We start from the raw sequence: 25,985 nt of genomic DNA, 5'->3' as shown, positions 1-25,985 counted from the left end.
TGAGGTTCAATCGCTTTCCGGGCTGACAGCCCGTCAGGGCTCAATGTGCCACCTTACCCGTCACAAGTCTGGGTATCGCGCATGATGCCGACCTTGGTGACCTTGCCGCTCTTGTTGTCGACGCCGAAATAGATGTCGCTATAGTCGTACAGCGTCTCATCGCCCTTGGTGACCACGCATTTCGGCTTGCCATAGGCCCCACGCGCCAGGATTTGCTCCGCGCCGGTCCCCACACCGATATCCGTGCGATACCGCGGGTCACGCGCGATGATCCAATAGACATTTTCATCCGCTGCGATGATGAGTCCATCGTAGGTGTAAGTCGTTGCCCGCGTGCCTTCGATCGGCGTTGTGTGGCGCGGCGTACCCATCACGGCGAACAGTTCGATCAGGCTCATACCCAACTCGACCTCGCCGACGCGCTCACCCCGGACGATTTGATTGTCATTCAGATTGGGCGGCGCACTGGCGCACGCGCCCAGCACAGCGAATCCGGCCACAATCGACAGCTTACGGACCATACGCATCGCCAGTCCTCCTTCTCTTGCACTCTACCAGAATGAAAGAACAGCGCAGCCACCGCCGCTTGTCCAGATACGGACGGCATGAAAACCTTCCCCGCACCCGCGAAAACGCTATAAATATCGGTAATGTTTGAGAAATTGCCCGAAAGGCCTAATCCTTGAGCATGTCCCGCGAGATGATGACGCGCATGATCTCGTTCGTACCCTCCAGAATCTGGTGCACGCGCAAATCGCGCACGATCCGTTCAACACCATAATCGGCGAGGTAGCCGTATCCGCCGTGTATCTGCAGGGCGTCGTTCGCAACCTTGAACGCAGTATCCGTGACAAAGCGCTTGGCCATCGCGCACCAACGTGTCGCGTCCGGCGACTTGCCGTCCAGTCGTCCGGCCGCCTCGTACAGCATGACCCTTGCGGCCTGAAGCTCGGTTTCCATATCCGCCAGCTTGAACGCCGTGTTCTGGAAGGTCGCAATCGCCTTGCCGAACTGTTCGCGCTCTTTCGCGTAGGCCACCGCCTTGTCGAGCGCGAGTTGCGCACCGCCGAGGGCACACGCCGCAATATTCAGCCGCCCGCCATCCAGCCCTGCCATCGCAAATCGGAAGCCGTGACCTTCCTCGCCAATTCGGTTTGCCGCCGGCACGCGAACGCCGTCCAGCATCACCTGCCGCGTGGGCTGGCTCTTCCAGCCCATCTTGCGCTCATTCGCCCCAAAGCTCAGCCCCGGCGTGTCCTTCTCGATAATGAAGGCCGACACGCCCTTGGCGCCGTCGTCGGAAGTGCGCGCCATCAAGACGTAAACGTCAGACGTGCCCGCGCCGGAGATGAATTGTTTCGTGCCGGAGATGACATAATCATCGCCATCCTTCACTGCGCGCGTCTTCAGGCTGGCAGCATCCGATCCCGCACCGGGTTCGGTCAGGCAATATGATGCGATCAACTCCATACGCGTCAGCCGCGGCACCCACGCCTGGCGCTGCGCGTCCGATCCGAACGTGTCGATCATCCAACTGGCCATATTGTGAATGGAAATGAATGCCGCCGTAGAGACATCCCCATAGGACAACTGCTCGAAGATCATGGCCGCATCGGTGCGCGTCAGAGCGCTGCCGCCAACTTCTTCAGAGACATAAATGCCCGCAAAGCCAAGCTCGGCCGCCTGCTTGATAACATCGACCGGGAAGTGGCTGTCTCGGTCCCATGCTTCCGAATGCGGCAGCAATTGCTCCTCGGCAAATTTGCGAGCCATGTCCCGGATCATCAATTGTTCGTCGGAAAACAAAGCACTCATTGTTAATTCCCCGTTTTTTGGCGTAAGAGGTTTCCACGGGAATTGAATGGGCAGCGCGCAATGTCAATGCAACACGCCAGCACACGCTATGGAATCGATGATGCGGACGCGTCAGAAGTCGGCGTGTTGGCCGAAGTGGACCGCGCCGCCAGCGCCCTGTTTGCTCCAACCGGCCTATTGTCCGCAGAAGCCCTGAAAGACCATGTACCCATCGACATCCTTGCCAGCGCTGCAGAGAATGGCGACCTGTTCACCGCGCGGCTGGACACCGGCGCGCCGGTAGGATTCGCGCTGGTCTCCCTGCGCGGCGGCATGCTCTATCTTGACCAGATCAGCGTCCATCCGGATCAGGGCCAGCGCGGCATTGGCGCGGCTCTGCTGACCCGTGTGATCGACGAAGCGAAGCGTCGCAAGCTGCGCCGCGTTGCGCTGTCCACTTTCCGCGACCTGCCCTGGAACGCGCCGTTCTACGCCAAGCATGGCTTTCGCGAGATCAGACGCAGTGATATGGCCGAGTGGATGCTGGAACTGGAACGTATCCAGGCCGAAGAACTCGACGTTTCCAAACGCTGTTTCATGGTGCGTAAAATTGGCTGGTTGTAGCCATCCGGATTTTGGACCAATGAGGCTCACATGACCCAATTCCCCCAAGCCTTCCCCGCCACCCGCATGCGCCGCTTGCGCCAGGCCCCATGGATCCGTTCGCTCGCTGGCGAAAACGTGCTGACGCCCGCTGATTTGATCTGGGCCGTCTTCGTCCATGATGGCGAAGATCGCATGCCCGTCGGCTCCTTGCCCGGCATTGATCGGCTGAGCGTCAAGGACGCCGCCAAGGCCGCCATTCGCGCGCGAGAGCTTGGCATTCCGGCCATCGCGCTGTTTCCCTATATTGGCGCAGACGGCAAGGACGAGACCGGCTCCGGCGCGCTGGACCCGGACGGGCTCGTGCCGCGCGCCCTGAAGGCGATGAAGGATGCTGCGCCCGAAGTCGGCCTGATCACGGATGTGGCGCTCGACGCCTATACCAGCCACGGGCATGACGGCCTGCTGGACGAGGACGGTACCATCCCGAATGATGCGACCACGGAAAAACTGGTTCAGCAGGCGCTGGTCCATGTCGGCGCGGGCGCCGATATCGTCGCCCCGTCAGACATGATGGATGGCCGCATCGGCGCGATCCGTTCGGCATTTGAGGAAGAAGGCTTCACCAACCAGATGATCCTCGCCTATGCCGCCAAATATGCCAGCGGCTTTTACGGCCCCTATCGCGACGCCATCGGCTCAGCCGCCGCGCTGAAGGGCGACAAGAAAACCTATCAGCAAGACCCGGCCAATTCAGACGAAGCCCTGCGCGAGGTCGCGCTCGATCTGGCCGAAGGCGCCGACATGGTCATGGTCAAGCCCGGCCTTCCGTATCTGGACATTGTGCAACGCGTCAGCTCCGCCTTCGGTGTGCCGACCATCGCCTACCAGGTCTCGGGCGAATACGCCCAGATCAAGGCCGCCGCCCAGAATGGCTGGATCGACGGCGACCGCGTCATGATGGAGTCGCTCATGTGCTTCAAACGCGCCGGCGCGAGCGGCGTGATCACCTATTTTGCTGAAGAGGCGGCGGTAGAGCTCGGATGATCAAGCCCGTACCTACCGCTGTCCGGCAGCACCTGCTCAGAGCAGTCACGGTACGCAACGAATTTTCAATGCAAGTTGCCGCGTCAGATTTCTTCACGCAGGAACTGCATGAAGGCCTCCACTTTGTGAGGTACATAGCGCCTTGACGGATGAACCATCCAGGCTGCCGTTCCGAATTGATTTGCGGCGCACTCGAAATCGGGAAACAGGTCTACCAGATCACCAGCTTCCAGCTCCGGCTTGCAGAGCCAATCTGGTAACAATGTTGGCCCCAACCCGGCCAGAGCGCATTGGGTCATCGTCAGACCATGCGAGACGAGTAGCCGTCCATTGACCGGAACTTCAAAAGCTTCGCCTGCGGCGTCACGAAACAGCCAGTGCGTGCGATATCCGGGGAGCGGAAACAGGACACACTCACGCTCTGACAAATCTCTTGGGTGAAGCAGCCCGCCATTGCGCTGGATATAAGACGGGCTCGCACAGATTTGAAATTTTCGCGGAACCAGTTTGGTGGCGCACATCTCGCCGTCCGGTTCGGGACCGAACCGAATCCCGAGATCGATCTGATCGGCGACGAGATCGACTTGTGAATCAGTCAGTACCAGTTCGAGTGACAGCGCCGGATAACGGTCCATGAACTTCTTGAGAAGCGGCGCGATTACGCGCTGCCCCAGCGACGTACAGGCTGTGATCCGCAGCAGGCCCTGAGGCTCTGTCGCCAGATCCTGCGCTTTCTGCCGCGCGTGATCGAGATCTTCGATAAGGTTTCTTATCTGCTCAAAATAGCTCTGACCAGCTTCCGTCGGTGCCAGCTTTCGCCGACTTCGCTGAAATAGTCGAAATCCCAACTCTTCTTCCAGTCCGGCAATCGCGCGGGACACTGATGATGGGTCGACGTCTCGGTAGCGGGCCGCATTGGCGAAACTGCCAAGCTTCATCACATCGACAAAGGTTTGAAGCGCCGTGATCTGCATGATGCAATTCCTGCATGAATATGATGCAACTGGCTAGGTTTATCTCGATAACTGCACGATCCATACTTTGCGCCTCAATGCTAGGAGCGCTTCGTATGTCAGTGAAATTTCACCATCAGTTCTTTTCGTCGCTTTCCGAGGTCATGGAAGACGTGCAACGAAATGGAACCTGGCCCACAACCTTCGTGTCTCCACCATCGGCTGGGTTGGACCCACATTGGCATTCCGAAGAAGTGCACGCCTACATCATGGAGGGGGAAACAGACTTCCTGGACGCGGGGACAGGTGTCCGCACAACCGTCGTGGCAGGCGACAAGGTCATCGTACCGGCCCGAACCCTGCACGCAGAAGGCGCGGTGAAAGATAAGGTCGTTTACATACTGGCCCTACCCGAAGCGCTGGATTCGGAGAGCTTCCTGAAAATGCGAGAACCGAACGACCTGCAATCGTAGTCCACCTTGTTGTCTGCCCGCCCGCGCTCGTGCTTCGACTTCGCTCAGCATGAGTGCTCACCTCTTTACCCCGCCAGCTTTTCGAAATAGCTCATCAGCATCTGCAGGGTCAGCTCCCGTGCGCGTTCGGGGGGCTTGTCGATCAGTGTGCCGAGGGACGGGCCGAACAGGCCGGTGCCGAGAGCGAGGGTCACGCTCATCAGGATCATGTCCTCGGCAAGCTCTGAGGGGATGCCGCCCTGCGAGATCTTTTTCTGCGCCACTTCCTGAACCGCCTCGCGCACCACGGTCAGGCGGCTGGTCTCATCCGTCAGTTCCAGCCAGGCAGCCAGCCGCGCCGCGCCGCGCGACTCCAGCGCATCAAACAAGGTCTTCAGGCCTATGGCGCGCGCCTCTGCCGGGGCATCGGCGGGAATTTCGATTGCCATGATCGCGTCCACGAGATCGGCAATCATCCGCTCCATGAGGGCCTGCTGAACGGCGTCGATGGATCCGAAATGATGCAGCACGGTGGCATTCGCCACGCCCGCCGCCTTTGCCACATCCGCAAGGCGCAGCGTCTGCGGCCCCTGTTCGACCAGCAGCGTCTCCGCCGCTGCAAGGATATTGGCGCGCGATTCCTCCGGCGTTCGACGGATTCTGGGCGAGGGTTCTTTTTTCTTTATTGACATTTTTGTCAGTAGTGTTACCTGTTGCGACAAGACGATTGCCAGTTCTGTACCAGAAAGCAGTAAACACAATGACGCGCAAACGCACCCCCGAAGACATCACCATTGAACCGCGCGACCTGCGCTTTGACATGTCCGCCGCCGATGATGGCCGCCCCTGGCTGGACGGCAACCCCGTCGCCACCGCCGTTTACAATGCCATGTCGCTGACCTTCCCGGACGGCGAACGCATGTTCATGGATGCGGTGAAAGCCTATCGCGGCGAGGTTTCGGGCAAGCTGGCCGAGGATGTGAAGGATTTCATCACGCAGGAAGCCATCCATTCGCGCGAGCATCACCTGCTGAACAACAAGATCGACCGCGAAAAATATCCCGTTGCAGAGATTGAGGCGGAGATCCTGGAGCGGGTCAATTTCGGCCGCGCCGGCGGACCGATGCGTATGCTGATGGCCACGATCTGCCTCGAGCACTTCACCTCCATGATGGCCGATCTGATGTTCGATGCCGAGATCGATGGTGTGGCGATGTTCAGCAAGACAGACCCGGCGCTGGAGCGCCTCTGGCGCTGGCATGCGATGGAAGAGACTGAGCACAAGGCCGTTGCCTACGATGTCTTTCTGGAGGTCACCAAGGGCTGGTCACCGCTGAAATGCTATTTCCGGCGCAGCCTGTCCATGTTGCTGATCACGAAACACTTCACTGCCAATATCGCCAATTTCTCCGCCAAGCTGCTGGAAGCCGACGGCTATACACGCGAAGAGGCCGACCGCGCCGTGAAGCAATTCCTCTGGAAGAAACCGGCCCTGTTCGGACGCGGCTGGAAGGTCTGGCTGTCCTGGTTCAAGCCCGGCTTCCACCCATGGGACCATGACAATCGTCACGCCATGGATGACTGGAAAGAGGCGCTCACGCCCGTCCCGGCAGAATGATCCGTTAGCTGGCGGTCTCTTCCGCCAGCCGATCGAACGGCTCTACCAAATCCTCGACAAACCCGGCCAACTCTTCGCCGGACAGACCTCGTTGTAACTCGACCTGCAATGATGTCAGTGCCGCTTGGTATCGTCGTGCCAGACGCGCGGTGTCTGCCGCGTCCGGAAATTCGCCTACGGCCCGCGCAGCGGAGAACCCCGCTTCGAACTCGCCCTTCATCCAGTCCAGATAGTCTCGCGCAGGATCGGCAATCTCGGAATCCGTCGTTGTCGCCTCCAGCAATGTCTTGAGTAGCAGGCAGGCATGCACCCGCACGCTGGATCCATCCTCTGCATAGGCGCGCAGAAAGCTGGTCAGGCCATGCAGAGGCGAAGCTGCCTCTGCCATGTGCGCGCGAAACCCGGCTTGCATCTTCTCGAAGTATCGCTCCATCGCCGCAAGGAACAGGGCCTGCTTGCTCTTGAACGCGGCATAGATGCTACCCGGCCGCATATTCAGGGCGTTTTCGAGATCCTTGAGCGAGGTCGCATGATAGCCCTTCGCCCAGAACAGGCGAATGGCGGCTTCCAGCGCGGCATCACGATCATAGGCAGGCATACGTGTCATGTTCTCAAGATAGGGCCGCAAACCGGTCTTGTCTCGCCTTTCCGCTCACATTTGAGTGATCGCTCAAAAAAGATCTTGGTTTCACAGCGCGGCCTCCCAGATGAGGTGGGCCCCGACGAACGGGCACACAATCATCCAATGCAAGGAGCCCCCCCCCGGATGACCGAATTTACCCGCCACACCGAAGACACCGCCCCCGCAGAAAGCCGCGAGATACTCGCCGGCGCCAAGAAAAGCATGGGCATCGTCCCGAACCTCTACGCCGTCATGGCCGAGGCACCGGGCCTGCTGAAAGCCTACAAGGAACTGGGTGATCTGTTCCAGGCATCCAGCTTCGACAAGGATGAGCTGACCGTTGTCTGGCAGGCCATCAATGTCGAGCATAACTGCCACTATTGTGTCCCGGCCCACACCGCCATCGCGGGCAGCATGGGTGTCAGCCAAGACATTACTGATGCCCTGCGCAACGAAACGCCCCTGCCAAGCGACAAGCTCGAAGCGCTCCGCACCTTCACGCTCAGCGTCGTGCGCAATCGCGGCAATGTCGATGACGCCGCCGTGCAGGCTTTCCTTGATGCGGGCTACACCCAGCGCCAGATCCTCGAAGTCGTGCTGGGCGTCTCCCAGAAGACCATCTCGAACTACACCAATCATCTGGCGCAGACGCCGGTGGATGCGCCATTCGCAAAATTTGAATGGCACAAGGCCGGTTAACCCGCCGCCTTGACCTGGCCGGTGCGGTCCCCCTCCCGCACCGGCCCCTTTGTTCCTGGCCTCATGCCCCTTGCCCCACAGCGCAACGCTTGGAATGTAGGGGCATGACCAAGCTTCTCATCATCTATCATTCCCGCACCGGCGGCACGCGCCAGATGGCCGAGGCCGCCGCAGGCGCTGCACGCGACGAAACCGACACATTGCTGAAGCGGGCGGAAGACACCGGCCCAGAAGACCTGCTGACCGCTGAGGGTTATCTCTTCGCAGCGCCGGAAAACCTCGCGGCCTTGTCGGGCGAAATGAAGGAATTCTTCGACCGCTGCTACTATCCCGTCCTCGGCGAGATCGAAGGCCGGCCCTATGGCCTGATGATCTGCGCCGGTTCGGATGGCGAGAACGCAGCGCGTCAGGCGGCCCGCATTGCCACCGGATGGCGGCTGAAACAGGTCCAACCACCCCTGATCATCTGCACGCACGCCCAGACGGAAGCGGAAATCCTCGCGGAAAAGACGATGCCCGAAGAAGACCTCGCCAAATGCCGCGAGCTTGGGGCTGCCCTCGGCGCAGGGATCGAGATGGGGGTTTTCTGACTGCCGCTGTGCCCGTCCAAGGCTCCTGCTATCCCCCAAACCAGCCGCACAAACCCTTGAAATTGCTGGCGATCAAAAAACTTTATCCCACCCCTCCGTGCTCGGCCTATAATGCACGTCATGACAGACCCGCGTCACGCCCGCTATTATGCCTTTGTCTGGCCACTCTTCTGGCCCTGGCTCTGGCTGAATCTGCGCCGGCTTGAAGCCTGGCAGGAGGAGACCGGGCGCACTGTGCTGCTGCGCATTGACCGCTTCGGCAACATCTACATAACGGCGATGGCGGATGCGCCCAACCCACAGCGCTATCAATACACCGCGCCGGTGATGCCGGCATGGGAGCGCCCGTTACGCTGGAGCGATCTGCCCGAAAATCTCGTCACGGGCCTGGTCCCGCTCGCAAAATGCTGTGTGGCAGCGGTGACACAGGCGAAAGCCGTCACCATCTCAGGAACCTCACCTGTTGCTCCCGACACATCCTGATACGGATGACCTGACCAAATTCAAATCGACCCAACCGGAAGGCCACCGCCTCGCCTGCCATTCCTGCTGCCTGAAACGAAAAACGGCGGACACCCACTCTGGGTACCCGCCGCTTTGAATTCGAGAACTCGGAAGAAATTAGGCAGCTTCGCCGATCTTTACCAGTTCGATGTTGAAGGTCAGGTCTTCGCCGGCCAATGGATGGTTGGCGTCCAGCGTTACAGATTCCTCTTCAACGGCAGCCACTGTCACAGGGATCACTTGCCCGTCCTGGGTCTGCATCTGAAGGCGTGAGCCAACTTCCAGCGGAATCTCCGCCGGAATATCTGCGCGAGGCACATCCTGGCGCATGGCCGGGTTCATCTGACCATAGGCGTCATCACACGCAACATTAACGGTCTTCTTGTCGCCAACGGTCATGCCCGGAATGGCAGAGTCGAGGCCAGGTATGATTTGGCCGGATCCGACTTCGAATGTCAGCGGCTCGCGCCCTTCTGAACTGTCGAATGTGGTGCCGTCATTGAGGGTGCCGGTGTAATGGATGTGTACGGTATCGCCCGTTTTCACTTGCGTCATGGTCTCGCTCCAATCGTGGTGGGTGGAATTTCAGAGGCCGCGTCGCGCGCACGGGTGCTCCGTTGAACTGAGGCCATACCTAGGGCTTCTGAGACATATGTAAACCCGCCAAGCAGCAAATGGCCCGGCGGCGTGCCGGGCCAGTACATTGATCAGTATACGAAAACTGCTTTGACGTTGACGAATTCCTTCATGCCAAAGCCGCCATGTTCCCGGCCAAATCCGGAATCCTTCACGCCCCCAAACGGCATGTTTGGAGCGGCAATGCCAAACCCGTTGATCCTCACCATGCCGGTGTCGAAATGATTACAGGCCAGCTCAATCGCGCGGTCTTCATTGCGCGAGAAAATGCCGCCGCCAAGGCCATACCGGCTGTCATTGGCAATCCGCATCGCATCGTCATCATCCTTGGCGCGGATCACCGAAGCCACGGGACCGAACAATTCGTCGTCATAGGCGGGCTGGCCCGGCGCCACATCGGTCAACACGGTCGAGGGATAATAGGCGCCCTGCATGTCAGGGATTTCACCGCCACAGCGAATGGTCGCGCCTTTTTCAACACTGTCCTTGACCTGGTCATGCAGAGTTTCACGCAGGTCAGCGCGGGCCATTGGCCCCAGATCACTGTCTTCGGCAAACGGGTCGCCGAGTTTGATGTCCGCCATTGCCTTCACGAATTTCTCGGTGAACTCATCATAGACTTCCTCAGTCACAATGAAGCGCTTGGCGTTCACGCAAGTTTCGCCGTTGTTGAACAGCCGCCCTTTCACGCATGTCTCGACGGCGAGGTCCACATCGGCATCTTCCAGCACCAGATAAGCGTCGTTCGAGCCAAGCTCCAGCACAGTCTTCTTCAACGCCTTGCCGGCTTTCTCACCCACCACGCGGCCGGCGCCGTCACTGCCGGTCAGGGTCACACCGCGTACAAGGTCATTCTCGATCACGGCATCGGACTGGTCATGCGAGATCAACAGAACGGTGAAGAGATGTTTCGGCAGGCCTGCAGCTTCATAGATATCGCGCAGCATCAATCCACTGCCCGTACAGGTCTCAGCGTGCTTCAGCAGAACACCGTTGCCCGCCATGAGGTTGGAGATGGAATAGCGGATCGCCTGATAGAGCGGGAAGTTCCATGGCTGGATGCCATAGACGATGCCAATCGGGGAATAGGTCACGATGCCTTTGCGACCCGACATGATATCGCGTTCTTCACTGGCCAGCTCTTTCGGGCCCTGCTCAGCAGTATAGTCGCAAATCCCGGCGCACAGTTTCACTTCTTCCTGCCCATCGCGATAGAGCTTTCCCATCTCCTTGGTCATAAGCTCGGCATAGTCATCGACATGCTTGCGCAACTCATCGCCGATGGCCTTGATGACTTTCGCGCGGTCTTCGAGACCGCGCTGGCGCCAGTCTTGGTAGGCAGCGTGGCACTGCTCGATAGCGAGCGCCATCTCGTCATCACTCATGCGGGGATAGGTCTTCAGCGTCTCGCCGGTGGCCGGGTTGATCGTCTTGAGAAGGTCGGTCATGCAGGGGGATCTCCAATCTTGCTTTCACAAGTTAAACGACCCGCCCCGCTGGCAGTTCCGATCACATTCCCGTTAGATACAGCCAGATTATTCCGGCCACGTATCGTAATTCTCTTTCATGTAAGAGAATCCATCCTCGACGATCTCGCGCAGGACCTCCATGTCGATGTCAGCGAGCTTGTTGATGTAAAGACAGCTCTTGCCGACCTTGTGCTTGCCCAGCCGGGCGAGCTTGTCGCTCATATCGCGATATCCCGGCATGATATACAGGACGAGATTGGCTTTGCGCGGCGAGAATCCGGTGATCAGCATGTCGCCTTCGCGACCGCTGTCATACTTGTAATGATAGCGGCCATACCCCACCAGGCTCGGTCCCCACATCCGGGGTGTATAGCCCGTGACTTCCTCGAACCAGCCCAGCAATTTTTCGCCATCAGCGCGGCGCGTGGGATGCTCGACCGCCGCGACGAATTCCGTTGGCGAAACTGGGGTCGGCTTGGTCTTGTTGTCCGGTTTGGCCATGTGCCCCTCCCTGACCGGACGAGCCTAGCCGACCGACACCTCAGCGCCAAGGTCCAGCCAAAGGATCAATGCGGTGGCAGCGGCCAGCAGCAGGATCGAAAGTCCCGCATTGATCCACACGGCCCGGTCGGCATTCTTCTGGTCTATCCAGGCACGCGGCCGGATCTTCCGCAGCCGGAACACGATCAAGGCCGCCAGAACCAGGGCCACCACATTCAGAGACAGGAGCAAGCCTGCCCGCAATGCCAGTGTCCAGTGACCTGCTCCCACAAAAAGACCCAGCGCCGCACCCGGCGGCAGCAAGGCAGCGGCGACCATCACGCCGACCAAAGCCGAGGCCTGCCCGCGCGTCAGGGACAGGGCCGCCGCACCACCAGCCGCCATGGCAAGAGCCAGCCCGTCCAGACGCACTTCAGCGCGTGACATCAGCTCCCGGCTTTGCAGGTCAATCTGGAGTACAAACGACAATAGCCATGCACAGACAAGCGCGATCGCGATTCCGGAACCCAGCGTGATCGAGGCCCGCTTCAGCAGTTTGAAATCGCCCAGCGCAGCGCCCATCGAAAAACCAAGTACAGGCCCCAACAGAGGCGCGATCACCATGGCGCCGATCACAGCGGCGATGCCGTCAGAGTTCAGGCCAATCGCCGCCACAATGGTCGACAGCACGACCATGATGATGAAATCCCGGTCCAGCCGCGCACCTGTGGAAACATCGGAATAGATCTCTTCCCGCGTCGCCTGAACCCGTTTGTCGGCCTTCTGGTCCGTCGCCTCTTCAATGTTTGGCGCAGTCGCCTCCACCGGAAGCACGGTGATCCGGAAATCATCGCACGTATCCAGCGCGGTCTGGATGTTGTCGATCAGTGACTGGCCACTGCCTTCCCGCATGAAGACAGAGATCAGCTTGCGATCCTTGCGCTCAGTGTCCTGAACATAATAATCGATCGGGTCGGCCGCTTTCACCGCCCGGATTACGGTATCGTAGCGTTCGTCATTCGGCAGGTGAACTTCCAACAGGCGCATGATTATCTACCCGCGCTTCAAGCGTGCGATCAGGCTGGACGTGTCCCAGCGCTGGCCACCCATGGCCTGAACATCTGCGTAATACTGGTCGACCGTCGCCGTCAGCGGCAGGCTCGCTCCGTTCTCCCTCGCGGCTTCCAAAGTGATACGCAAATCCTTGCGCATCCAATCGACCGCAAAGCCATGTTCGAAGTGGCCTTCGACCATCGTTTTCCAGCGGTTCTCCATTTGCCAGCTCTGGGCGGCCCCGCCGCTGATCGCTGCGATCACTTTCTCCGCGTCGAGCCCGGCCTTCTCGGCAAAGTGCAGGCCCTCCGACAAGCCCTGGACGATGCCGGCAATACATATCTGGTTGACCGACTTGGCCAGCTGGCCCGCGCCACTCTCACCGATCAGCGTCATATTCTTGCCGTAGGCCGCTATAACCGGTTCGGCAGAATTGAATGCCTTCTCCTCGCCGCCACACATGATGGTCAGCTTGCCATTGACCGCACCGGCCTCGCCGCCGCTGATCGGCGCATCCAGAAAGCGCGCGCCCTTCATACGGCAGCGCTCATCCAGTTCGCGCGCAAGATCCGCTGACGCGGTTGTATGGTCTACCACGATCATGCCCGCGCCGAGGCTGGGCTCCAACTGGTCGAAGACGGCACGAACATCCGGATCATCGCCCAGGCACAGGAAAACATATTCAGCGCCGAAAGCTGCGGCCGCCGGGTCCTTTGCGACCTCGCCCTTGTGCTGGGCGGTCCAATCCAGGCTCTTGGCCTCTGTCCGGTTCCAGACAGTAACTTGATGGCCCTTGGCCGCCAGATGCCCCGCCATATGGAAGCCCATCACCCCCAAGCCAAGAAACGCCGTTTTCGCCATGCCAGATCTCCGTGTGTCCTGCGGACCCAATTAGATTGAATTTCAGGGAAATCACACCCTTTGTTCTCAACGCCCATAAACCAAGACCTGCTACAAACCGGGTTCCTGTCAGAATGAAGGAACACGAAGCGCATGGCGATTGCCACCACTCATACGCAACGCTTTCCGGGCAGAAGGCCCGCTGCGCCCCGTCGCAAGATGGGGACATGGAAGATGGCTTATGCCGACTTCCTGACCGCGCTGATGGCCTTTTTCCTTATGCTCTGGCTGGTCAGTGGCGTCTCCCCGGATTCGCGGAGCATGATCGCCGACTACTTCACAGGCAAAGACACGGCCGCCGCAAACGGTCCGCTGGTGGAAATTCGCCAGTCCGAGACGTTTCGCCTTTACGAGACGCTGCGAACAGACGAGTCGCTCGCTGCCGCCGGAAACAATCTGCAACTAATTCAGGCACCAGACGGCATTCGTCTCAACCTGGTTGATACCGATGCCCGCCCCTTGTTTGCCAGCGAAAGCGGCGCCCTGACCGAAGCGGGCGAAGCGCTGACCCTTCAGCTTGGCCAGGCCATTTCTGGCCTTGCAGGGCCAATCACCATTGAGGGCCACACGGACGCATTTCCCTCGCTGGACGCGAATCGCACCAATTGGGACATCTCTTCGGAGCGCGCGAATGCTGCGCGGCGCATCCTCGCCTCGGCAGGCGTTTCCACTGATCGTGTACGCGCCGTAACAGGTTTGGCCGACACCAGACCTCTCAATCCGGGTGAACCGCACTTGTCAGCCAATCGCCGGATAAGCATATTGCTACATTCTGACGGCTAGTCGTTCTGGCGACGTGTCGGGGCGTGCTGATGAACCGGAGCCGTAATGCTATCTGAATTCGTCCAAACTTGGCCGATGTGGGCGAGCCTCGCCATCGTCTGCGCCGCGATCACGTTCTACATGCTCGACCGGTGGTCGATGGAGTTCGTGTCGGTTTGCGTGATGGCAGCCCTGCTGCTGGTTTTCATCATTCCCGGTGCACGCGGGGTCGACGGCGAAGCCATCAGCGCGGCAGACCTGTTGTCAGGCTTTGGCAACCCGGCCCTCATCACCATCATGGCATTGCTCGTGGTCGGCCAGGGACTGTTCCAGACCGGAGCGCTGGAAGGGCCGACCAAGGCCTTGCTCGCGGGATATGACAAGCGGCCCGTCTCAACTCTGATTCTGGCCTTCCTTGCGGTCTTCGTGACCAGCGCATTCGTCAACAACACGCCCATCGTCATCATGTTCCTGCCCGTGATGACCGCCATCGCCATGCGTATGAACGCGCCGCAGTCGCGCCTGATGATGCCGCTTAGCTTTGCGTCGATCTTCGCCGGCATGACCACGCTGATCGGTACATCGACAAACCTGCTGGCGGCCGAATCCTATGACCGGATCACCGGCCAGCAACTCGGTTTCTTCGACCAGACCCCTATGGGCCTGATCCTTGCGGCCGCCGGCCTGCTCTACATCCTGATCTTTTCCAAATTCCTTTTGCCGAACCGGCGCGGTCTTTCCGATGACATCGTCCAGCCCTCCGGCAAACAATTCGTCGCTCAGATCGAAGTGACACATGGCCATTTCCTGCTTGGCAAGAAGCCAGTCGCAGGCATGTTCGCTGACCTGCCCGACATGACCGTCCGCATGATCCAGCGTGGTGAACGGGCGATCCTGCCACCCTATGAGGATATCAGCCTGCAAGTTGGAGATCTGGTCATCATTGCCGCGACACGCGCCGCGCTCCAGAACGTGCTGGCGCGCCAACCGGATTTCCTGCAGCAGGTCTGGCAGGCGTCAGGCGCTGGCCTTGAGGATTTCTCGCGCCCCGGCTCGCTGGCCCTCACCGAGGCCGTCATCGCCCCCGGCTCGCGCATGGTGGGCCGGACGGTCGAAATGCTCGGCTTTCGCCGCCTGACCCGCGCCGTGACGCTTGGTATCCAGCGCCGCAGCCGAATGATTCGGACGAAGCTTGGCGAAATCCGGCTGGAATCCGGTGATACGCTGCTTTTGTGTGGCCCGGTCGAAGCGTTTCGTGAGCTGCGCTCAAGCCGCGATCTGATCCTTCTGGAATGGTCCCAAACCGAAATCCCGCTCACAACCAAAGCGCTGGCAGCGCGGGTGATTGCCATCTCCATGGTGATCCTCGCGGCGACGGGCTTTGTGTCGATCCTGCACGCATCCGTTCTGGCCGCCGTCGCCATGCTGATCGCGGGCTGCCTGAACACACGCCAAGCCAGCCGGGCACTCGATCTGCGCATTTTTCTCGTGATTGGTGCGGCGCTGGCCATGGGCATGGCCCTGGAAAAGACCGGCGCGGCTGACCTGATCGCCCATTCGGTCGTCAATCTGGCTTCGCCCTATGGCACGCTGGCCGTCCTGTCGGCGATCTTTCTCGCGGTCGCCTTGCTGACCAATCTCCTGTCCAATGCGGCGACAGCCATCCTGTTTTCGCCAATCGCCTTGTCAGCCGCCGCGGAGCTGAAGGTCGAAGACCCGTTACCCTTCTTGCTGGCGGTTATTTATGGCGCCAATTGCTGCTTCGCGACGCCGATTGCATACCAGACCAACATGCTGGTCATGGGTCCCGGGCACTACAAGTTCGGGGACTTCATGAAGTTTGGGGGGCCGTTGGTGATCATACTTTGGGTCGTCTTTACCATATTCGCCCCTTGGCGGTTCGATTTGTAAGTGTATCGTCGCACTTATGAAGTTCACTGACTCCCAGATCCTGCCCCCGGGGCTCGAGCGCTCGCTTCGGTTCTACGTGACCAATCCGAGCCCTTGCCCCTATCTGCCGGGCAAGAAAGAGCGGAAAGCGTTTACCAATCTGGCCATCGGGGAAGCAGATCTCGTCCACAACTCCTTGAGCCAGGCCGGGTTTCGGCGCAGTCAGACGATCGCATATCGCCCGGCTTGCCCGCGCTGCAATGCCTGTCGCAGCGTGCGCGTGCCAACGCGGGATTTCGAACTGTCACGCAATGACCGGCGCACCCTGAACCGCAATGCTTCTCTGATCCGCCGCCCGGTCGAGGCCCAGCCGAGCCGCGAGCAATACCGGCTGCTGAAATCCTATGTGAAAACCCGTCATGATGGCGCCGGCATGTCCGACATGTCTTATCGGGATTACAGCGCCATGGTTGGCGGCAGCCCGGTGCAAAGCCTGATCTTCGAATATCGCGATGGCGTGGAAGAGGACGCGCCTCTGGTCGCCGCCTCGATCACAGATGTGCTCCGGGATGGCTTTTCGATGGTCTACACGTTCTTTGATCCGGAGCTGACCTCAAGGGGACTCGGCCATTACCTCATCCTCGATCACATTTTGCACGCGCAGGATCTGGGCCTGCCGCACGTGTATCTTGGCTACTGGGTGAAGGGCAGCCAGAAGATGGACTACAAGCGGCGCTACAAGCCGCTCGAAGTGCTTGATGGCGACGTGTGGCGTCCGCTGGGCGACGATGAATGACACGGTTTAGCCTTTAGCCCGGCCAAGACCGGGGAGGCATGGGGAGATAGATGATCCATAGACGCAACCTGCTGGGTGCAGGCGCACTCGGCCTTGCCGGCGCTGCTGCTGCTTTTGCCAATCCCGAAAAGACGGCCGATCTCGCTGCGCCTGCAATTGCGCGCAATCGACGCCGATTCAACATGGTCACCACCTGGCCCAAGGGCCTGCCGGGGCTTGGCGAAGCGGCCGAGCGCGTAGCCCAGCGCATCCAGCAAATGTCCGAAGGCCTGATGGAAGTGAAGGTCTATGCGGCCGGCGAACTCGTCCCGCCTTTTGAGTGCTTCGATGCCGTCTCGAATGGCTCGGCCGACATGTATCATGGCGCCGAATACTACTGGACGGCCAAGTCCAGCGCCTATCCGTTTTTCACCGCTGTTCCCTTCGGAATGACCGCACAGGAACTTATGGGCTGGATTGATTTCGGCGGCGGCCAGAAATTATGGGATGAACTGTCAGCCCAATTCGGAATCAAATCCATCCAGGCCGCAAATACCGGCCATCAGATGGGCGGCTGGTTCCGCAAGGAAATCAACACGCTGGATGATCTTGTCGGACTCAAGATGCGCATTCCGGGTCAGGGCGGCGACGTACTGCGTGCACTGGGCGGCTCCTCGGTCGCACTGCCGGGCGGGGAAATCTATCAATCCCTGCAAACCGGGGCGATCGACGCGACGGAATGGGTTGGCCCCTGGAACGACTATTATCTCGGCTTTCACCGCGAGGCGCCATATTACTACGGACCCGGTTTCCACGAACCGGGCGCAAGTCTCGCAGTTGGCATGAACCTCCGCGTCTGGGACGGTCTCACGCTTGGCGAACAACAGATCATCAAGGCCGCCTGCGAGAGCGTGAATCACACATCGCTTGGCGAGTTCACCTACCAGAATGCGGTCCATCTGGACCTGCTTAAACGCGAACGTGGCGTCCAGATGCGCAGCTTTCCAGACGAAGTCGTCAGCCGTATGGCCGAAGCCGCCTGGGATGTCCGCGCGGCCTCCGGAAGGGATGGGATCGAGAAGCGTATCTATGAGAGTTTCGAGGCAGGCTTGAAGTTGATGCGTGGCTGGGCCGACGTGTCCGAAGGGCCGTACTACGCCGCCCGCAATTCGAACAAATAGGCCGGGGGCGGGCTGGGTATGTCTCCGGAGATCTTCCTCACCCTTGGCGGGGCATTGAAATGGCTGGGGCTTGCCCTGTCGCCGTTGCTCTTGCTGCCACTGATCGTCACGATCTGGCCAGACCCAGTCGAGCGGATCGCCAAATGGTTGAGCGCGCGCATTGATGCGGTCTCTGGCTGGGCGCTTGGCGGCGCGATCGCCGGCGCGATCATTCTTGTGGGCGCGCAATTGCTGGTCGTGCTGCTGCGCTATGCCTTTGGCCTCTCATTCACCTGGTTGAACGAGATCGTTATCTATGCCTTCGCCGCCATGTTCATGCTCGGCTCGGCCTCAGCTCTTCGAGACGATGCGCATGTGCGGGTCGATATTCTCAGGCCCCGCTTTGGCGCGCGCAGGCGCAACTGGATCGAACTGGCGGGCATATATCTGTTCCTCTTCCCGATCTGCATCCGCCTGCTGGCGATGACCGAACAAGGCCTTGCCCGCAGTTGGGCACTGTTCGAAGGCTCGCGGGAATCCGATGGCTTGCCCCTGCTCTTCCTGTTCAAGACGCTGTTGCCAGCCTTTGCCGTGCTGATGCTGGTTCAGGGCTTGTCAGAAGCGCTGAAAGCCGCTCTGCGCCTGACCGGAAAGCTGGAAGATGTGGCCGAGGACGAACCCCATGGAGGCGTCCATGGAACTTGAAGTCATCCTGGCCCTCTCCATGTTCGTCTGCGCCATTCTCGCACTATTGGCAGGGTATCAGGTCGCGCTGACGCTTGGCGGCATAGCGTTGCTGTTCGCGCTGGTCGGAATTGGTCTTGGCGTGTTCGACGAGGCATTCTTGCGCAATCTGCCAAGCCGCATATTGGGCGGCTCGATCATGCAGAACCAGACCCTGATCGCGGTTCCACTTTTTGTGTTGATGGGTGTGATCTTGGAGCGCTCGCGTGTCGCGGAGGACCTGCTCCATATTGCCAGCCGTCTATTGGGGAAGGTGCGCGGCGGGCTCGGCTATGCCGTGGTACTGGTGGGCGCCTTGCTGGCGGCGTCCACGGGCATTGTCGGCGCGACGGTCATCACGATGACGCTGATTGCCCTGCCCACCATGATCCGGCAGGGCTACGACCCGCGTCTCGCCACCGGCACGATTGCCGCGTCGGGTACACTAGGCCAGATCATCCCGCCTTCCATTGTGCTCATCCTGCTGGCCGATGCGATTTCGAACGCCGCCAGCCAGGCCAGCCAAGCCACTGGCTCTGCTGGCTCTTTTGTCGTGTCGGTCGGAGACCTGTTCGCAGGTGCGCTGATCCCGGGCTTCCTGCTGGTGGGCCTCTATCTTGGCTGGATCGCACTGACCGCCATTCGCCACCCGGAGCGCTGCCCGCCGGTGAAGGATGATGACAGTCCGCCGCTGACCACGAAGGAAGTTGCTTTCGGGCTCGGCGCGCCGCTCCTGTTGATCGTGGCCGTGCTCGGCGCAATCCTTGGCGGGGTGGCCCCGCCCACCGAAGCCGCGGCCATTGGCGTGGCCGGAGCGGTGCTGCTCGCAGGGCTGCGCCTTGCCGATGACGATCATGAGCGCCGTATCACATGGCTGCTCATGGCGGGCCTCGGCAGTGTCATCGCGATCATTCTGCTCCGAAACCTGTTTGATCTGCGCACCGGCGTCGCCACGATTGGCCGCACGAACGAGATCGGCATCCTCCTGACAATCCTTGCCTCAATCGTTTTCTTTGCCGGGGTCGCCACCGGTCTCATTGTGCTGCGCCGGATGCGCCAGCTCCTACCCGCCCTCAAAAGCGCGACGCAGATCACCAGCATGGTGTTCCTGATCCTGATCGGCGCGTCGCTGTTCAGTCTCGTCTTCCGCGGCTATGGTGGCGACGACATCGTGGCGGACATCCTGCATTCGATGCCGGGTGGCAAATGGGGCGCGCTGGTGATGACCATGATCGTCATGTTCGTCCTCGGATTCTTCCTCGACTTCATCGAGATCGTCTTCGTGGTCGTGCCGCTGGTCGCGCCACCGCTGATTATCCTCGGCTTTGATCCTGTCTGGCTGGCCATCCTGATGGCGCTGAACCTGCAAACCAGCTTCCTGACGCCGCCTTTTGGCTTTGCCCTGTTCTATCTGCGCGGCGCGGCCCCGGCGAGCATCAAGACCCTGCAGATATGGCAGGGCGCGGTGCCCTTCATCATCCTTCAGCTTTTGTTGATCGGGCTGGTCGCCGCAATTCCCGCCTTGGCAACCTGGTTGCCGGCGGCTATCGCCCGATAGTATGGGACAAGACATTGATCCGTTCCGCGCGATTTCGGTCAGCAAGCGCGCACATGATTTGAAGACCGAGGGCCGCCGCATCCTGCATATGGAGTTCGGCCAACCCTCAACACCTGCGCCCAGAGGCGCGATTGCGCGAGCCCATGAAGTGCTCGACACAGACCCTATGGGGTATTGGGAAAGCCGTCCGCTCAAGGAACGCATTTGCCAACACTACAAGAATAAGTATGGTGTCGACCTGACGCCGGGGCGGGTGACGCTGACCTGCGGCGCCTCGCCCGCGCTCGTACTGGCGCTGTCAACGGCATTCAATCCAGGTGACCGCATCGCCCTCGCACGCCCCGGCTATGTGGCCTATCGCAACACATTGCGCGCGCTCAATCTCGACCCCGTGGAAATCGCTTGCGGCGCGGACGAGCGCTACCAGCTGACGGCCGACGCGCTGGACGCCCTCGACCCGGTCCCAGCAGGCGTCATCATCGCAAGCCCCGCCAATCCAACCGGCACAATTATTCCCGAGGATGACCTTGCGGCTATCGCCGCCGTCGCCAACGCGAAAAACATCCGTATCATCTCGGACGAAATCTATCATGGCCTCAGCTACGGGCCGGACATCCGCTCCATGCTGGAATTTGATCCGGATGCGTACATCGTAAACTCATTTTCCAAATACTTCTCCATGCCAGCTTGGCGACTGGGCTGGCTGGTCTCGCCCAGGGATGGGGCCGCGCGGACCAGCGCCTATGTCGGAAATCTGTTTCTGACGCCGCCATCCCTGTCCCAGCATGCTGGCCTCGTGGCGATGGACAGCGCGGAGGAACTGGACGGCCATGTCGAGGTCTACCGCCGCAATCGCGAATTGATGCTTGAAGCCCTGCCGCGCCTCGGGCTTGAAAAGATCGCGCCGCCGGATGGAGCGTTCTACATCTATGCCGACATATCGAAGTATACCGATGACAGCTTGGCCTTCTGCCTGAAACTGCTCGAAGATACCGGCATTGCCACAGCCCCCGGTGTCGATTTCGATCCGGTTGAAGGCCATCGCTTCATGCGGTTTTCATTTGCGCTGTCGACAGCACAGATCGAAGAAGCGCTCAGCCTGCTGGAGCCATGGTTCGCGGCTCAGCCGCAATCATAGTCGGCCACGGCGCCGCCATCTGCGCTGCGCTCCAGAGACACGAAATTGCAGCCCTCCGGCGCTGCAGCCCTGGCAGCCTCGACCAGCGCATCTTCGGTCGGCGCTTCGGCCACGCCGAATGTGCCATCAGTCTTGACCGAGAATTTGAGTTTGAAGCCCTGACCCTCGGCCGGTGAGGCAAAGAAGCTGTAGCCGCCCCCCGCCACGGTGCGATCCGGCAGGCCGCTCCAGGTGGATGCACTCCACCCGGCAGAATTTGCGGCGCAAGCCCCAAGGACAAGCGCCGCACTGATCGTAAGATATTTCATGGTCCCACCTCCTGATCCGGAGGCAGCAGTATAGCCTAGAACTTGACTTCTGGCACCGTGGACAAGGCTTCTCGTCCTTCGACACCAACATCGAAGAATTCGCGACCTTCGAAATTGAACATGCCCGCCACGATGGATCCGGGGAATTGTTCGCGGGACGTGTTGTAGTCCTGAACAGCCGAATTGTAGAAGCGGCGCGCGGCGGCGAGCTTGTCTTCGATGGAGGACAGTTCCGACTGAAGTTCAAGGAAGTTCGTGTTCGCCTTGAGGTCCGGATAGGCTTCGGCGAGCGCGAACAGCTTGCCGAGCGATGCGGTCAGCATGCCTTCGGCCGCGGACATTTCCCCCGGTGTGCTCGCGCTTTGTGCGGCATTCCGCGCCGAAATGACGGCATCCAGAGTTTCCTTCTCATGGCTCGCATAGCCCTTCACGGTCTCCACGAGATTCGGGATCAGGTTTTGACGCTGCTTCAGCTGGACATCCACGTCCGCGAAGGCCTGATTGACCCTCTGACGCTTCATCACAAGGCCGTTGTAGATCAGAATGACAAAGCCAGCGATCGCAACGATTGCGGCCAGAACTACTAGAATGGGGCTCATCGGGCGTACCTCCATAAGAACCAGATTTAAAAGGGGTATCCGGGCCCGGCGCAGAGTGCAAGGGACGCTGCGATGCTCACGCGACCGTTTCAGTTTCCAGATCAGTTTTCAGGCGGTCCAGCAGGGCGACCGCACCAGAAGCATAGCCCCCGATCCAGCGCTCATGAATATGTTTGATCGGCAAGGCATTGAGATAATTCCAGCGCTGGCGACCAACCCGACGCACGAGCACAAGGTCAGCTTCTTCCAGCACTCCCAGATGCTGCATCACCGTGCACCGGTTGAGCTGGCTGAACTGCGCGCAGAGGTCACCCGTCGTCTGAGGTGCATCTTTCAGCGCATCCATAATGCTCCGCCGGACCGGCGCGGCCAGCGCCCTGAAAATCAGGTCAGTTTTATCATCGCTTGACATGTTGTCTTTTTATAACATTTACTTGGATCTGGCAAGCGATAGCGGGAGGCTGCGATGAACCTGAAATTCGAAGTAAGCGGGCGTATCAACCGACCTGTCGAGGACGTGTTCGAGGCCGTCGCAGACCCCAAACAGCTATCTGGCTATTTCACTACTGGCGGTGCGAAAGGCCGACTGGAGGCTGGCGCGACGGTCATATGGGATTTCCACGACTTTCCCGGTGCCTTCCCCGTCAATGTGGTAGACGTGGAGGAAAACAAACGCATCGTCCTGGAATGGGATGGAGATGAAACAGATGGCGCCAAAACAACCGTCACCATTCGGTTCGAACCGACCGAGGATGGCCGCACCATCGTCTCCATTTCAGAAGAGGGGTGGCCGTCAACGGATCAGGGCCTGTCGAATTCCTACGGCAATTGCATGGGCTGGTCACAAATGATTTGCGCCATGAAAGCCTGGCTCGAGCATGGCATCAACCTGCGCGACGGCATGTATACATAGCGCCTCCGATCTGATCTGCGTCAAGCCGGAGGCTTGACCCCCTTGCCTATTTGTCGCCTGATTTCCCGGAACCAGGAGATGATCATGGCCTCACCCTTTCCGCTCGGCGAGCATCATTACAGCCACCGCATCGGCTGGCTGCGCGCCGCGGTGCTTGGCGCGAATGACGGAATATTGTCGACCGCCAGCCTGATGATCGGCGTTGCGTCCGCTGCAGCCTCCACCGGCGCGATCCTGACCGCAGGCCTTGCAGGCTTGGTGGCGGGTGCGATGTCGATGGCAGCAGGGGAGTATGTTTCTGTCTCGTCACAGGCTGACACTGAACAAGCCGACCTCGAGATCGAGCGCGCAGCGCTGCGGGACCATCCCGAAGCCGAACTGGTTGAACTTGCGCACATCTACATGAATCGCGGTGTCGAAAAGGACACCGCTTATGAGGTCGCGCGGCAGTTGACCGAAAAGGATGCGCTGGAAGCCCATGCGAGAGACGAGCTTGGCATCAACGAAATTGTAGCAGCGCGGCCCATTCAGGCAGCTGTCAGTTCTGCGCTCAGCTTTTCCGTAGGCGCGGTCCTGCCTCTGTTGGCAGCCGTGTTCTCACCGGCGGATCTGGTCACACCTGTTGTGGCGGGCGTGTCCCTGCTAGCGCTGGTCCTGCTTGGTATGGCTTCGGCCAAGGCGGGCGGCGCGGGCAAGTTCAAAGCCATTGTGAGAATCGTATTCTGGGGGGCTGCTGCCATGCTTGTCACCGGCTTGATCGGTGCAGCCTTCGGCGCGGTCGTTTAGAAATTCGCGTGCTTCTTCCCAACGGCCCGTCTTTACAAATTCTTTCAAATCTTTAGCTGCTAGTGAGGGGAGGCGCAGACAGTAATGCATAGAAGATGCTCATGACGGATTCAGGCCAACTCGCACGCATGATTTCAGACGCCCGCCGGGTGATGGTATTCACCGGAGCTGGCATCTCCACCGAGAGCGGCATTCCGGATTTCCGAAGCCCTGGTGGCGTTTGGAGCAAAATGTCCCCGATCTATTTCCAGGATTTCGTCGCCTCACGCGATGCGCGCCGGGAATCCTGGCGGCGCGTATTTAGTCGCGCCGAAGGTTGGACCGGTGCCAAACCGAATGTGGGCCACTATGCCATTGCCGATCTGGTGAAGCGCGGGAAGGTTAGCTCCGTAGTCACACAGAATGTTGACAACCTGCATCAGGATTCCGGTGTGCCAGACGATCAGGTCATCGAAATACATGGCAATGCGAGCTATGCCAAATGCCTGCAATGCGGAAAGCGCTACGAATTCGAGACGCTGAAGCCTCGCTGGGAACAAGACGAGGATCTGACCTGCATCTTCTGCACGGGCCTGCTCAAGAATGCGACCGTCTCATTTGGCCAGTCCATGCCCGAAGACAAGATGCTGCGGGCCAGCGAGGAAGCGTTACTCTGCGACCTTGTGATCGTGCTCGGTTCGTCACTTGTGGTCTACCCGGCCTCGGCCATTCCGATGGAAGCCAAGCGCAACGGCGCGCGCATGGTGATCGTCAATCGTGAACCGACCGATCAGGACCCGTTCGCCGATCTCGTCCTTCATACCGAGATCGGCTCGCTGATGACGGACACAATGGCCTTGCTCGACCGGTAAGACATCTGCCCACGGTGTTTCCTTTCGGCCAAAATGGAATTTCAGCCACCCCGTCAACTCAATCGAAACTCTAGATTGCGATAGATCCAGAAGAAACCTTCATGGTGGGAGGCCTGGAATGCGCAATACTGTGCTGGCAACAACCCTTCTTTTCGCATCCGCATGCGGCAATGCGGGCGGCACATCCATCGAGGCCTCCACACCGCTCGTCATCGCGGAGGGGCAGGCCCCGGTCACCTATGGACAGGTCACAACAGGCACGCCCTCGCTGAGCCCATCACTCCTTCCCGCCCAGCCGGAGGCCGTGCGCACGAATGCATCCTGCCGGACTCCTAAGGCCGGCAACAATGCGCGTGCGGCCTATGTCTACACGTATGGTGGCGGGGTCCGGACGCCGCTGCACCATATCAACCGAAAGGACACGCCAGAAGCGATTGCCGAGCGCAAAGCCATGATCCGGGAGAGGACAAAAAACGCCAAGACGGCCGTGCAGCGCGAAGCGCTCGGTATGGCTATCGGAAATGCGGTAAACAACGCCCGCCAGATCGACGTCCTTGTGACGGAGAGCGATACCCCGGTTTTCCTGTACCTCACATCCTATGACTCCGTTCTCTGGAACATTCAGCGCGCCCCCGGTGTGGAAATCGACGGTGTGGTCATCAACTCCTATGAAGCGGGTGCCATTGCCAATGGAGTGGATGCTTCGCGAACGGGGATCATCTCCTTCGACAATTCTCCAACCAGGAAATGTTACGTCTCAGCTCCGGGCCGCGTTATCCCGGTTGAGGATCGGGTCGCGTCAGCCCGGAAACTCAATCCGAACGTGGACCTCAGCCGGTACAAGAAACAATGGCAACAGGAGTACCGCGACGCGAAACGGTTTTACGGCCAGGATATCAAGAAGCTGACCGGCAAGCGACCGGAGTGGATCCTGGACAATGCGAGAGATGGCGAGTTCAACGCTATACTAGTCGGCCCGAAACCTACGGCGCCGTTCGAGGCCCAGGCGATCACCCGGCTGCAGATCCCGTCCCACATCACCCCGTTCTGGGGCACCCGCAAGGACGCCTATAAGGCTTTCGGCCTGAATGCGGAGAGCTGA

General features: G+C 59.8%; 31 protein-coding genes. 18 read left to right on the top strand and 13 right to left on the bottom strand.

Annotation, left to right across the window (positions count from 1 at the left end):
• Positions 1 to 53 precede the first annotated feature (53 nt).
• Both B2P82_RS02705 and B2P82_RS02700 read right to left on the bottom strand, forming a co-directional pair.
• Positions 54 to 527, bottom strand: coding sequence for a hypothetical protein (locus B2P82_RS02705; RefSeq protein ID WP_206992662.1), 474 nt, complete (start codon positions 525 to 527; stop codon positions 54 to 56).
• Between the two features lie 148 nt (positions 528 to 675).
• Positions 676 to 1,815 (bottom strand): acyl-CoA dehydrogenase family protein, encoded by a 1,140-nt coding sequence (locus B2P82_RS02700; protein WP_290494971.1) that lies wholly within the window; start codon positions 1,813 to 1,815, stop codon positions 676 to 678.
• Positions 1,816 to 1,875: 60 nt separating this feature from the next.
• On the opposite strand from B2P82_RS02700, the gene B2P82_RS02695 reads away from it, so the two are divergent.
• Both B2P82_RS02695 and hemB read left to right on the top strand, forming a co-directional pair.
• Complete coding sequence (locus B2P82_RS02695; protein ID WP_290478981.1) at positions 1,876 to 2,418, top strand: GNAT family N-acetyltransferase; 543 nt, start codon at positions 1,876 to 1,878, stop codon at positions 2,416 to 2,418.
• 30 nt (positions 2,419 to 2,448) lie between these two features.
• The gene (gene hemB / locus B2P82_RS02690) at positions 2,449 to 3,444 is read left to right on the top strand and encodes a porphobilinogen synthase (protein WP_290494968.1); all 996 of its coding nucleotides are present in this window, start codon (positions 2,449 to 2,451) and stop codon (positions 3,442 to 3,444) included.
• 83 nt (positions 3,445 to 3,527) lie between these two features.
• Here the strand turns inward: hemB and B2P82_RS02685 are convergent, their stop codons facing one another.
• Entirely contained in the window at positions 3,528 to 4,418 is an 891-nt protein-coding gene (locus B2P82_RS02685; protein ID WP_290482300.1) for a LysR family transcriptional regulator, read from the bottom strand.
• A 95-nt stretch (positions 4,419 to 4,513) separates the two neighbouring features.
• On the opposite strand from B2P82_RS02685, the gene B2P82_RS02680 reads away from it, so the two are divergent.
• Positions 4,514 to 4,870, top strand: coding sequence for a cupin domain-containing protein (locus tag B2P82_RS02680; protein ID WP_206992658.1), 357 nt, complete (start codon positions 4,514 to 4,516; stop codon positions 4,868 to 4,870).
• 65 nt (positions 4,871 to 4,935) lie between these two features.
• Here B2P82_RS02680 and B2P82_RS02675 read toward each other — a convergent pair whose 3' ends face one another.
• Positions 4,936 to 5,541, bottom strand: coding sequence for a TetR/AcrR family transcriptional regulator (locus B2P82_RS02675; RefSeq protein WP_290478984.1), 606 nt, complete (start codon positions 5,539 to 5,541; stop codon positions 4,936 to 4,938).
• 68 nt (positions 5,542 to 5,609) lie between these two features.
• On the opposite strand from B2P82_RS02675, the gene B2P82_RS02670 reads away from it, so the two are divergent.
• Positions 5,610 to 6,467, top strand: a complete 858-nt coding sequence (locus B2P82_RS02670; RefSeq protein WP_290494966.1) for a metal-dependent hydrolase — start codon at positions 5,610 to 5,612, stop codon at positions 6,465 to 6,467.
• 4 nt (positions 6,468 to 6,471) lie between these two features.
• Here the strand turns inward: B2P82_RS02670 and B2P82_RS02665 are convergent, their stop codons facing one another.
• Entirely contained in the window at positions 6,472 to 7,074 is a 603-nt protein-coding gene (locus B2P82_RS02665) for a TetR/AcrR family transcriptional regulator (RefSeq protein WP_290483634.1), read from the bottom strand.
• A gap of 159 nt (positions 7,075 to 7,233) precedes the next feature.
• Between B2P82_RS02665 and B2P82_RS02660 the strand changes: the two genes are divergently transcribed.
• The 3 genes from B2P82_RS02660 (at position 7,234) to B2P82_RS02650 (ending at position 8,861) form a co-directional block, all read left to right on the top strand.
• On the top strand, positions 7,234 to 7,788 hold the full coding sequence (locus B2P82_RS02660) for a carboxymuconolactone decarboxylase family protein (protein ID WP_206992654.1): 555 nt from the start codon (positions 7,234 to 7,236) through the stop codon (positions 7,786 to 7,788).
• 104 nt (positions 7,789 to 7,892) lie between these two features.
• Complete coding sequence (locus tag B2P82_RS02655) at positions 7,893 to 8,378, top strand: flavodoxin family protein (RefSeq protein WP_206992653.1); 486 nt, start codon at positions 7,893 to 7,895, stop codon at positions 8,376 to 8,378.
• Between the two features lie 120 nt (positions 8,379 to 8,498).
• Positions 8,499 to 8,861: a hypothetical protein gene (locus tag B2P82_RS02650; protein ID WP_206992652.1), complete on the top strand. Its 363-nt coding sequence runs from the start codon at positions 8,499 to 8,501 to the stop codon at positions 8,859 to 8,861.
• Positions 8,862 to 8,999: 138 nt separating this feature from the next.
• Here the strand turns inward: B2P82_RS02650 and B2P82_RS02645 are convergent, their stop codons facing one another.
• The 5 genes from B2P82_RS02645 to B2P82_RS02625 all read right to left on the bottom strand — a co-directional run bounded on the left by B2P82_RS02645 (position 9,000) and on the right by B2P82_RS02625 (position 13,381).
• Positions 9,000 to 9,437, bottom strand: a complete 438-nt coding sequence (locus tag B2P82_RS02645; RefSeq protein ID WP_034813971.1) for an FKBP-type peptidyl-prolyl cis-trans isomerase — start codon at positions 9,435 to 9,437, stop codon at positions 9,000 to 9,002.
• A 152-nt stretch (positions 9,438 to 9,589) separates the two neighbouring features.
• A complete protein-coding gene (locus B2P82_RS02640) occupies positions 9,590 to 10,966 on the bottom strand; it encodes an NAD-dependent succinate-semialdehyde dehydrogenase (RefSeq protein ID WP_290494964.1) in 1,377 nt (458 codons plus the stop codon).
• Positions 10,967 to 11,053: 87 nt separating this feature from the next.
• Positions 11,054 to 11,488 (bottom strand): DUF1801 domain-containing protein, encoded by a 435-nt coding sequence (locus tag B2P82_RS02635; protein WP_290494962.1) that lies wholly within the window; start codon positions 11,486 to 11,488, stop codon positions 11,054 to 11,056.
• Positions 11,489 to 11,512: 24 nt separating this feature from the next.
• Positions 11,513 to 12,514, bottom strand: coding sequence for a TIGR00341 family protein (locus B2P82_RS02630; RefSeq protein ID WP_206992649.1), 1,002 nt, complete (start codon positions 12,512 to 12,514; stop codon positions 11,513 to 11,515).
• A 6-nt stretch (positions 12,515 to 12,520) separates the two neighbouring features.
• The gene (locus B2P82_RS02625) at positions 12,521 to 13,381 is read right to left on the bottom strand and encodes an NAD(P)-dependent oxidoreductase (RefSeq protein ID WP_290494960.1); all 861 of its coding nucleotides are present in this window, start codon (positions 13,379 to 13,381) and stop codon (positions 12,521 to 12,523) included.
• Between the two features lie 132 nt (positions 13,382 to 13,513).
• Here B2P82_RS02625 and B2P82_RS02620 point away from each other — a divergent pair, with 132 nt between their 5' ends.
• The 7 genes from B2P82_RS02620 to B2P82_RS02590 are packed head-to-tail and all read left to right on the top strand — an operon-like array spanning position 13,514 to position 21,426.
• Positions 13,514 to 14,203, top strand: coding sequence for a flagellar motor protein MotB (locus B2P82_RS02620; RefSeq protein WP_290478991.1), 690 nt, complete (start codon positions 13,514 to 13,516; stop codon positions 14,201 to 14,203).
• Between the two features lie 45 nt (positions 14,204 to 14,248).
• The gene (locus B2P82_RS02615) at positions 14,249 to 16,093 is read left to right on the top strand and encodes an SLC13 family permease (RefSeq protein ID WP_290494958.1); all 1,845 of its coding nucleotides are present in this window, start codon (positions 14,249 to 14,251) and stop codon (positions 16,091 to 16,093) included.
• Between the two features lie 16 nt (positions 16,094 to 16,109).
• Positions 16,110 to 16,868, top strand: coding sequence for an arginyltransferase (locus tag B2P82_RS02610; RefSeq protein WP_206992646.1), 759 nt, complete (start codon positions 16,110 to 16,112; stop codon positions 16,866 to 16,868).
• A gap of 50 nt (positions 16,869 to 16,918) precedes the next feature.
• Positions 16,919 to 18,028: a TRAP transporter substrate-binding protein gene (locus B2P82_RS02605; RefSeq protein WP_290494956.1), complete on the top strand. Its 1,110-nt coding sequence runs from the start codon at positions 16,919 to 16,921 to the stop codon at positions 18,026 to 18,028.
• A gap of 18 nt (positions 18,029 to 18,046) precedes the next feature.
• Entirely contained in the window at positions 18,047 to 18,712 is a 666-nt protein-coding gene (locus B2P82_RS02600; RefSeq protein ID WP_290494954.1) for a TRAP transporter small permease subunit, read from the top strand.
• Positions 18,702 to 20,288, top strand: a complete 1,587-nt coding sequence (locus B2P82_RS02595; protein WP_290494951.1) for a TRAP transporter large permease — start codon at positions 18,702 to 18,704, stop codon at positions 20,286 to 20,288. Before B2P82_RS02600 ends, B2P82_RS02595 begins: the two co-directional genes overlap by 11 nt.
• Before the next feature lies 1 nt (position 20,289).
• A complete protein-coding gene (locus tag B2P82_RS02590; RefSeq protein ID WP_290494949.1) occupies positions 20,290 to 21,426 on the top strand; it encodes a pyridoxal phosphate-dependent aminotransferase in 1,137 nt (378 codons plus the stop codon).
• On the opposite strand, the gene B2P82_RS02585 is transcribed toward B2P82_RS02590, so the two are convergent.
• From B2P82_RS02585 to B2P82_RS02575, 3 genes are all read right to left on the bottom strand, one after another.
• The gene (locus B2P82_RS02585; protein WP_034813982.1) at positions 21,411 to 21,734 is read right to left on the bottom strand and encodes a hypothetical protein; all 324 of its coding nucleotides are present in this window, start codon (positions 21,732 to 21,734) and stop codon (positions 21,411 to 21,413) included. The genes B2P82_RS02590 and B2P82_RS02585 overlap by 16 nt on opposite strands.
• Positions 21,735 to 21,769: 35 nt before the next feature.
• Entirely contained in the window at positions 21,770 to 22,333 is a 564-nt protein-coding gene (locus tag B2P82_RS02580; protein WP_206992641.1) for a LemA family protein, read from the bottom strand.
• A 76-nt stretch (positions 22,334 to 22,409) separates the two neighbouring features.
• Positions 22,410 to 22,745, bottom strand: a complete 336-nt coding sequence (locus B2P82_RS02575; protein ID WP_034813984.1) for an ArsR/SmtB family transcription factor — start codon at positions 22,743 to 22,745, stop codon at positions 22,410 to 22,412.
• 54 nt (positions 22,746 to 22,799) lie between these two features.
• Between B2P82_RS02575 and B2P82_RS02570 the strand changes: the two genes are divergently transcribed.
• The 4 genes from B2P82_RS02570 to B2P82_RS02555 all read left to right on the top strand — a co-directional run bounded on the left by B2P82_RS02570 (position 22,800) and on the right by B2P82_RS02555 (position 25,985).
• Positions 22,800 to 23,246, top strand: a complete 447-nt coding sequence (locus B2P82_RS02570) for an SRPBCC family protein (RefSeq protein ID WP_290494946.1) — start codon at positions 22,800 to 22,802, stop codon at positions 23,244 to 23,246.
• A 78-nt stretch (positions 23,247 to 23,324) separates the two neighbouring features.
• Entirely contained in the window at positions 23,325 to 24,032 is a 708-nt protein-coding gene (locus B2P82_RS02565) for a VIT1/CCC1 transporter family protein (RefSeq protein WP_414652003.1), read from the top strand.
• Between the two features lie 95 nt (positions 24,033 to 24,127).
• Positions 24,128 to 24,883 (top strand): SIR2 family NAD-dependent protein deacylase, encoded by a 756-nt coding sequence (locus B2P82_RS02560; RefSeq protein ID WP_349679720.1) that lies wholly within the window; start codon positions 24,128 to 24,130, stop codon positions 24,881 to 24,883.
• A gap of 118 nt (positions 24,884 to 25,001) precedes the next feature.
• Entirely contained in the window at positions 25,002 to 25,985 is a 984-nt protein-coding gene (locus B2P82_RS02555) for a hypothetical protein (protein WP_290494940.1), read from the top strand.

The organism is Hyphomonas sp. UBA4494, from assembly GCF_002388935.1.
Lineage (GTDB): Bacteria > Pseudomonadota > Alphaproteobacteria > Caulobacterales > Hyphomonadaceae > Hyphomonas.
The sequence above is the reverse complement of the archived record's forward strand: the minus strand, read 5'-3'. Positions and strand labels throughout refer to the sequence as shown.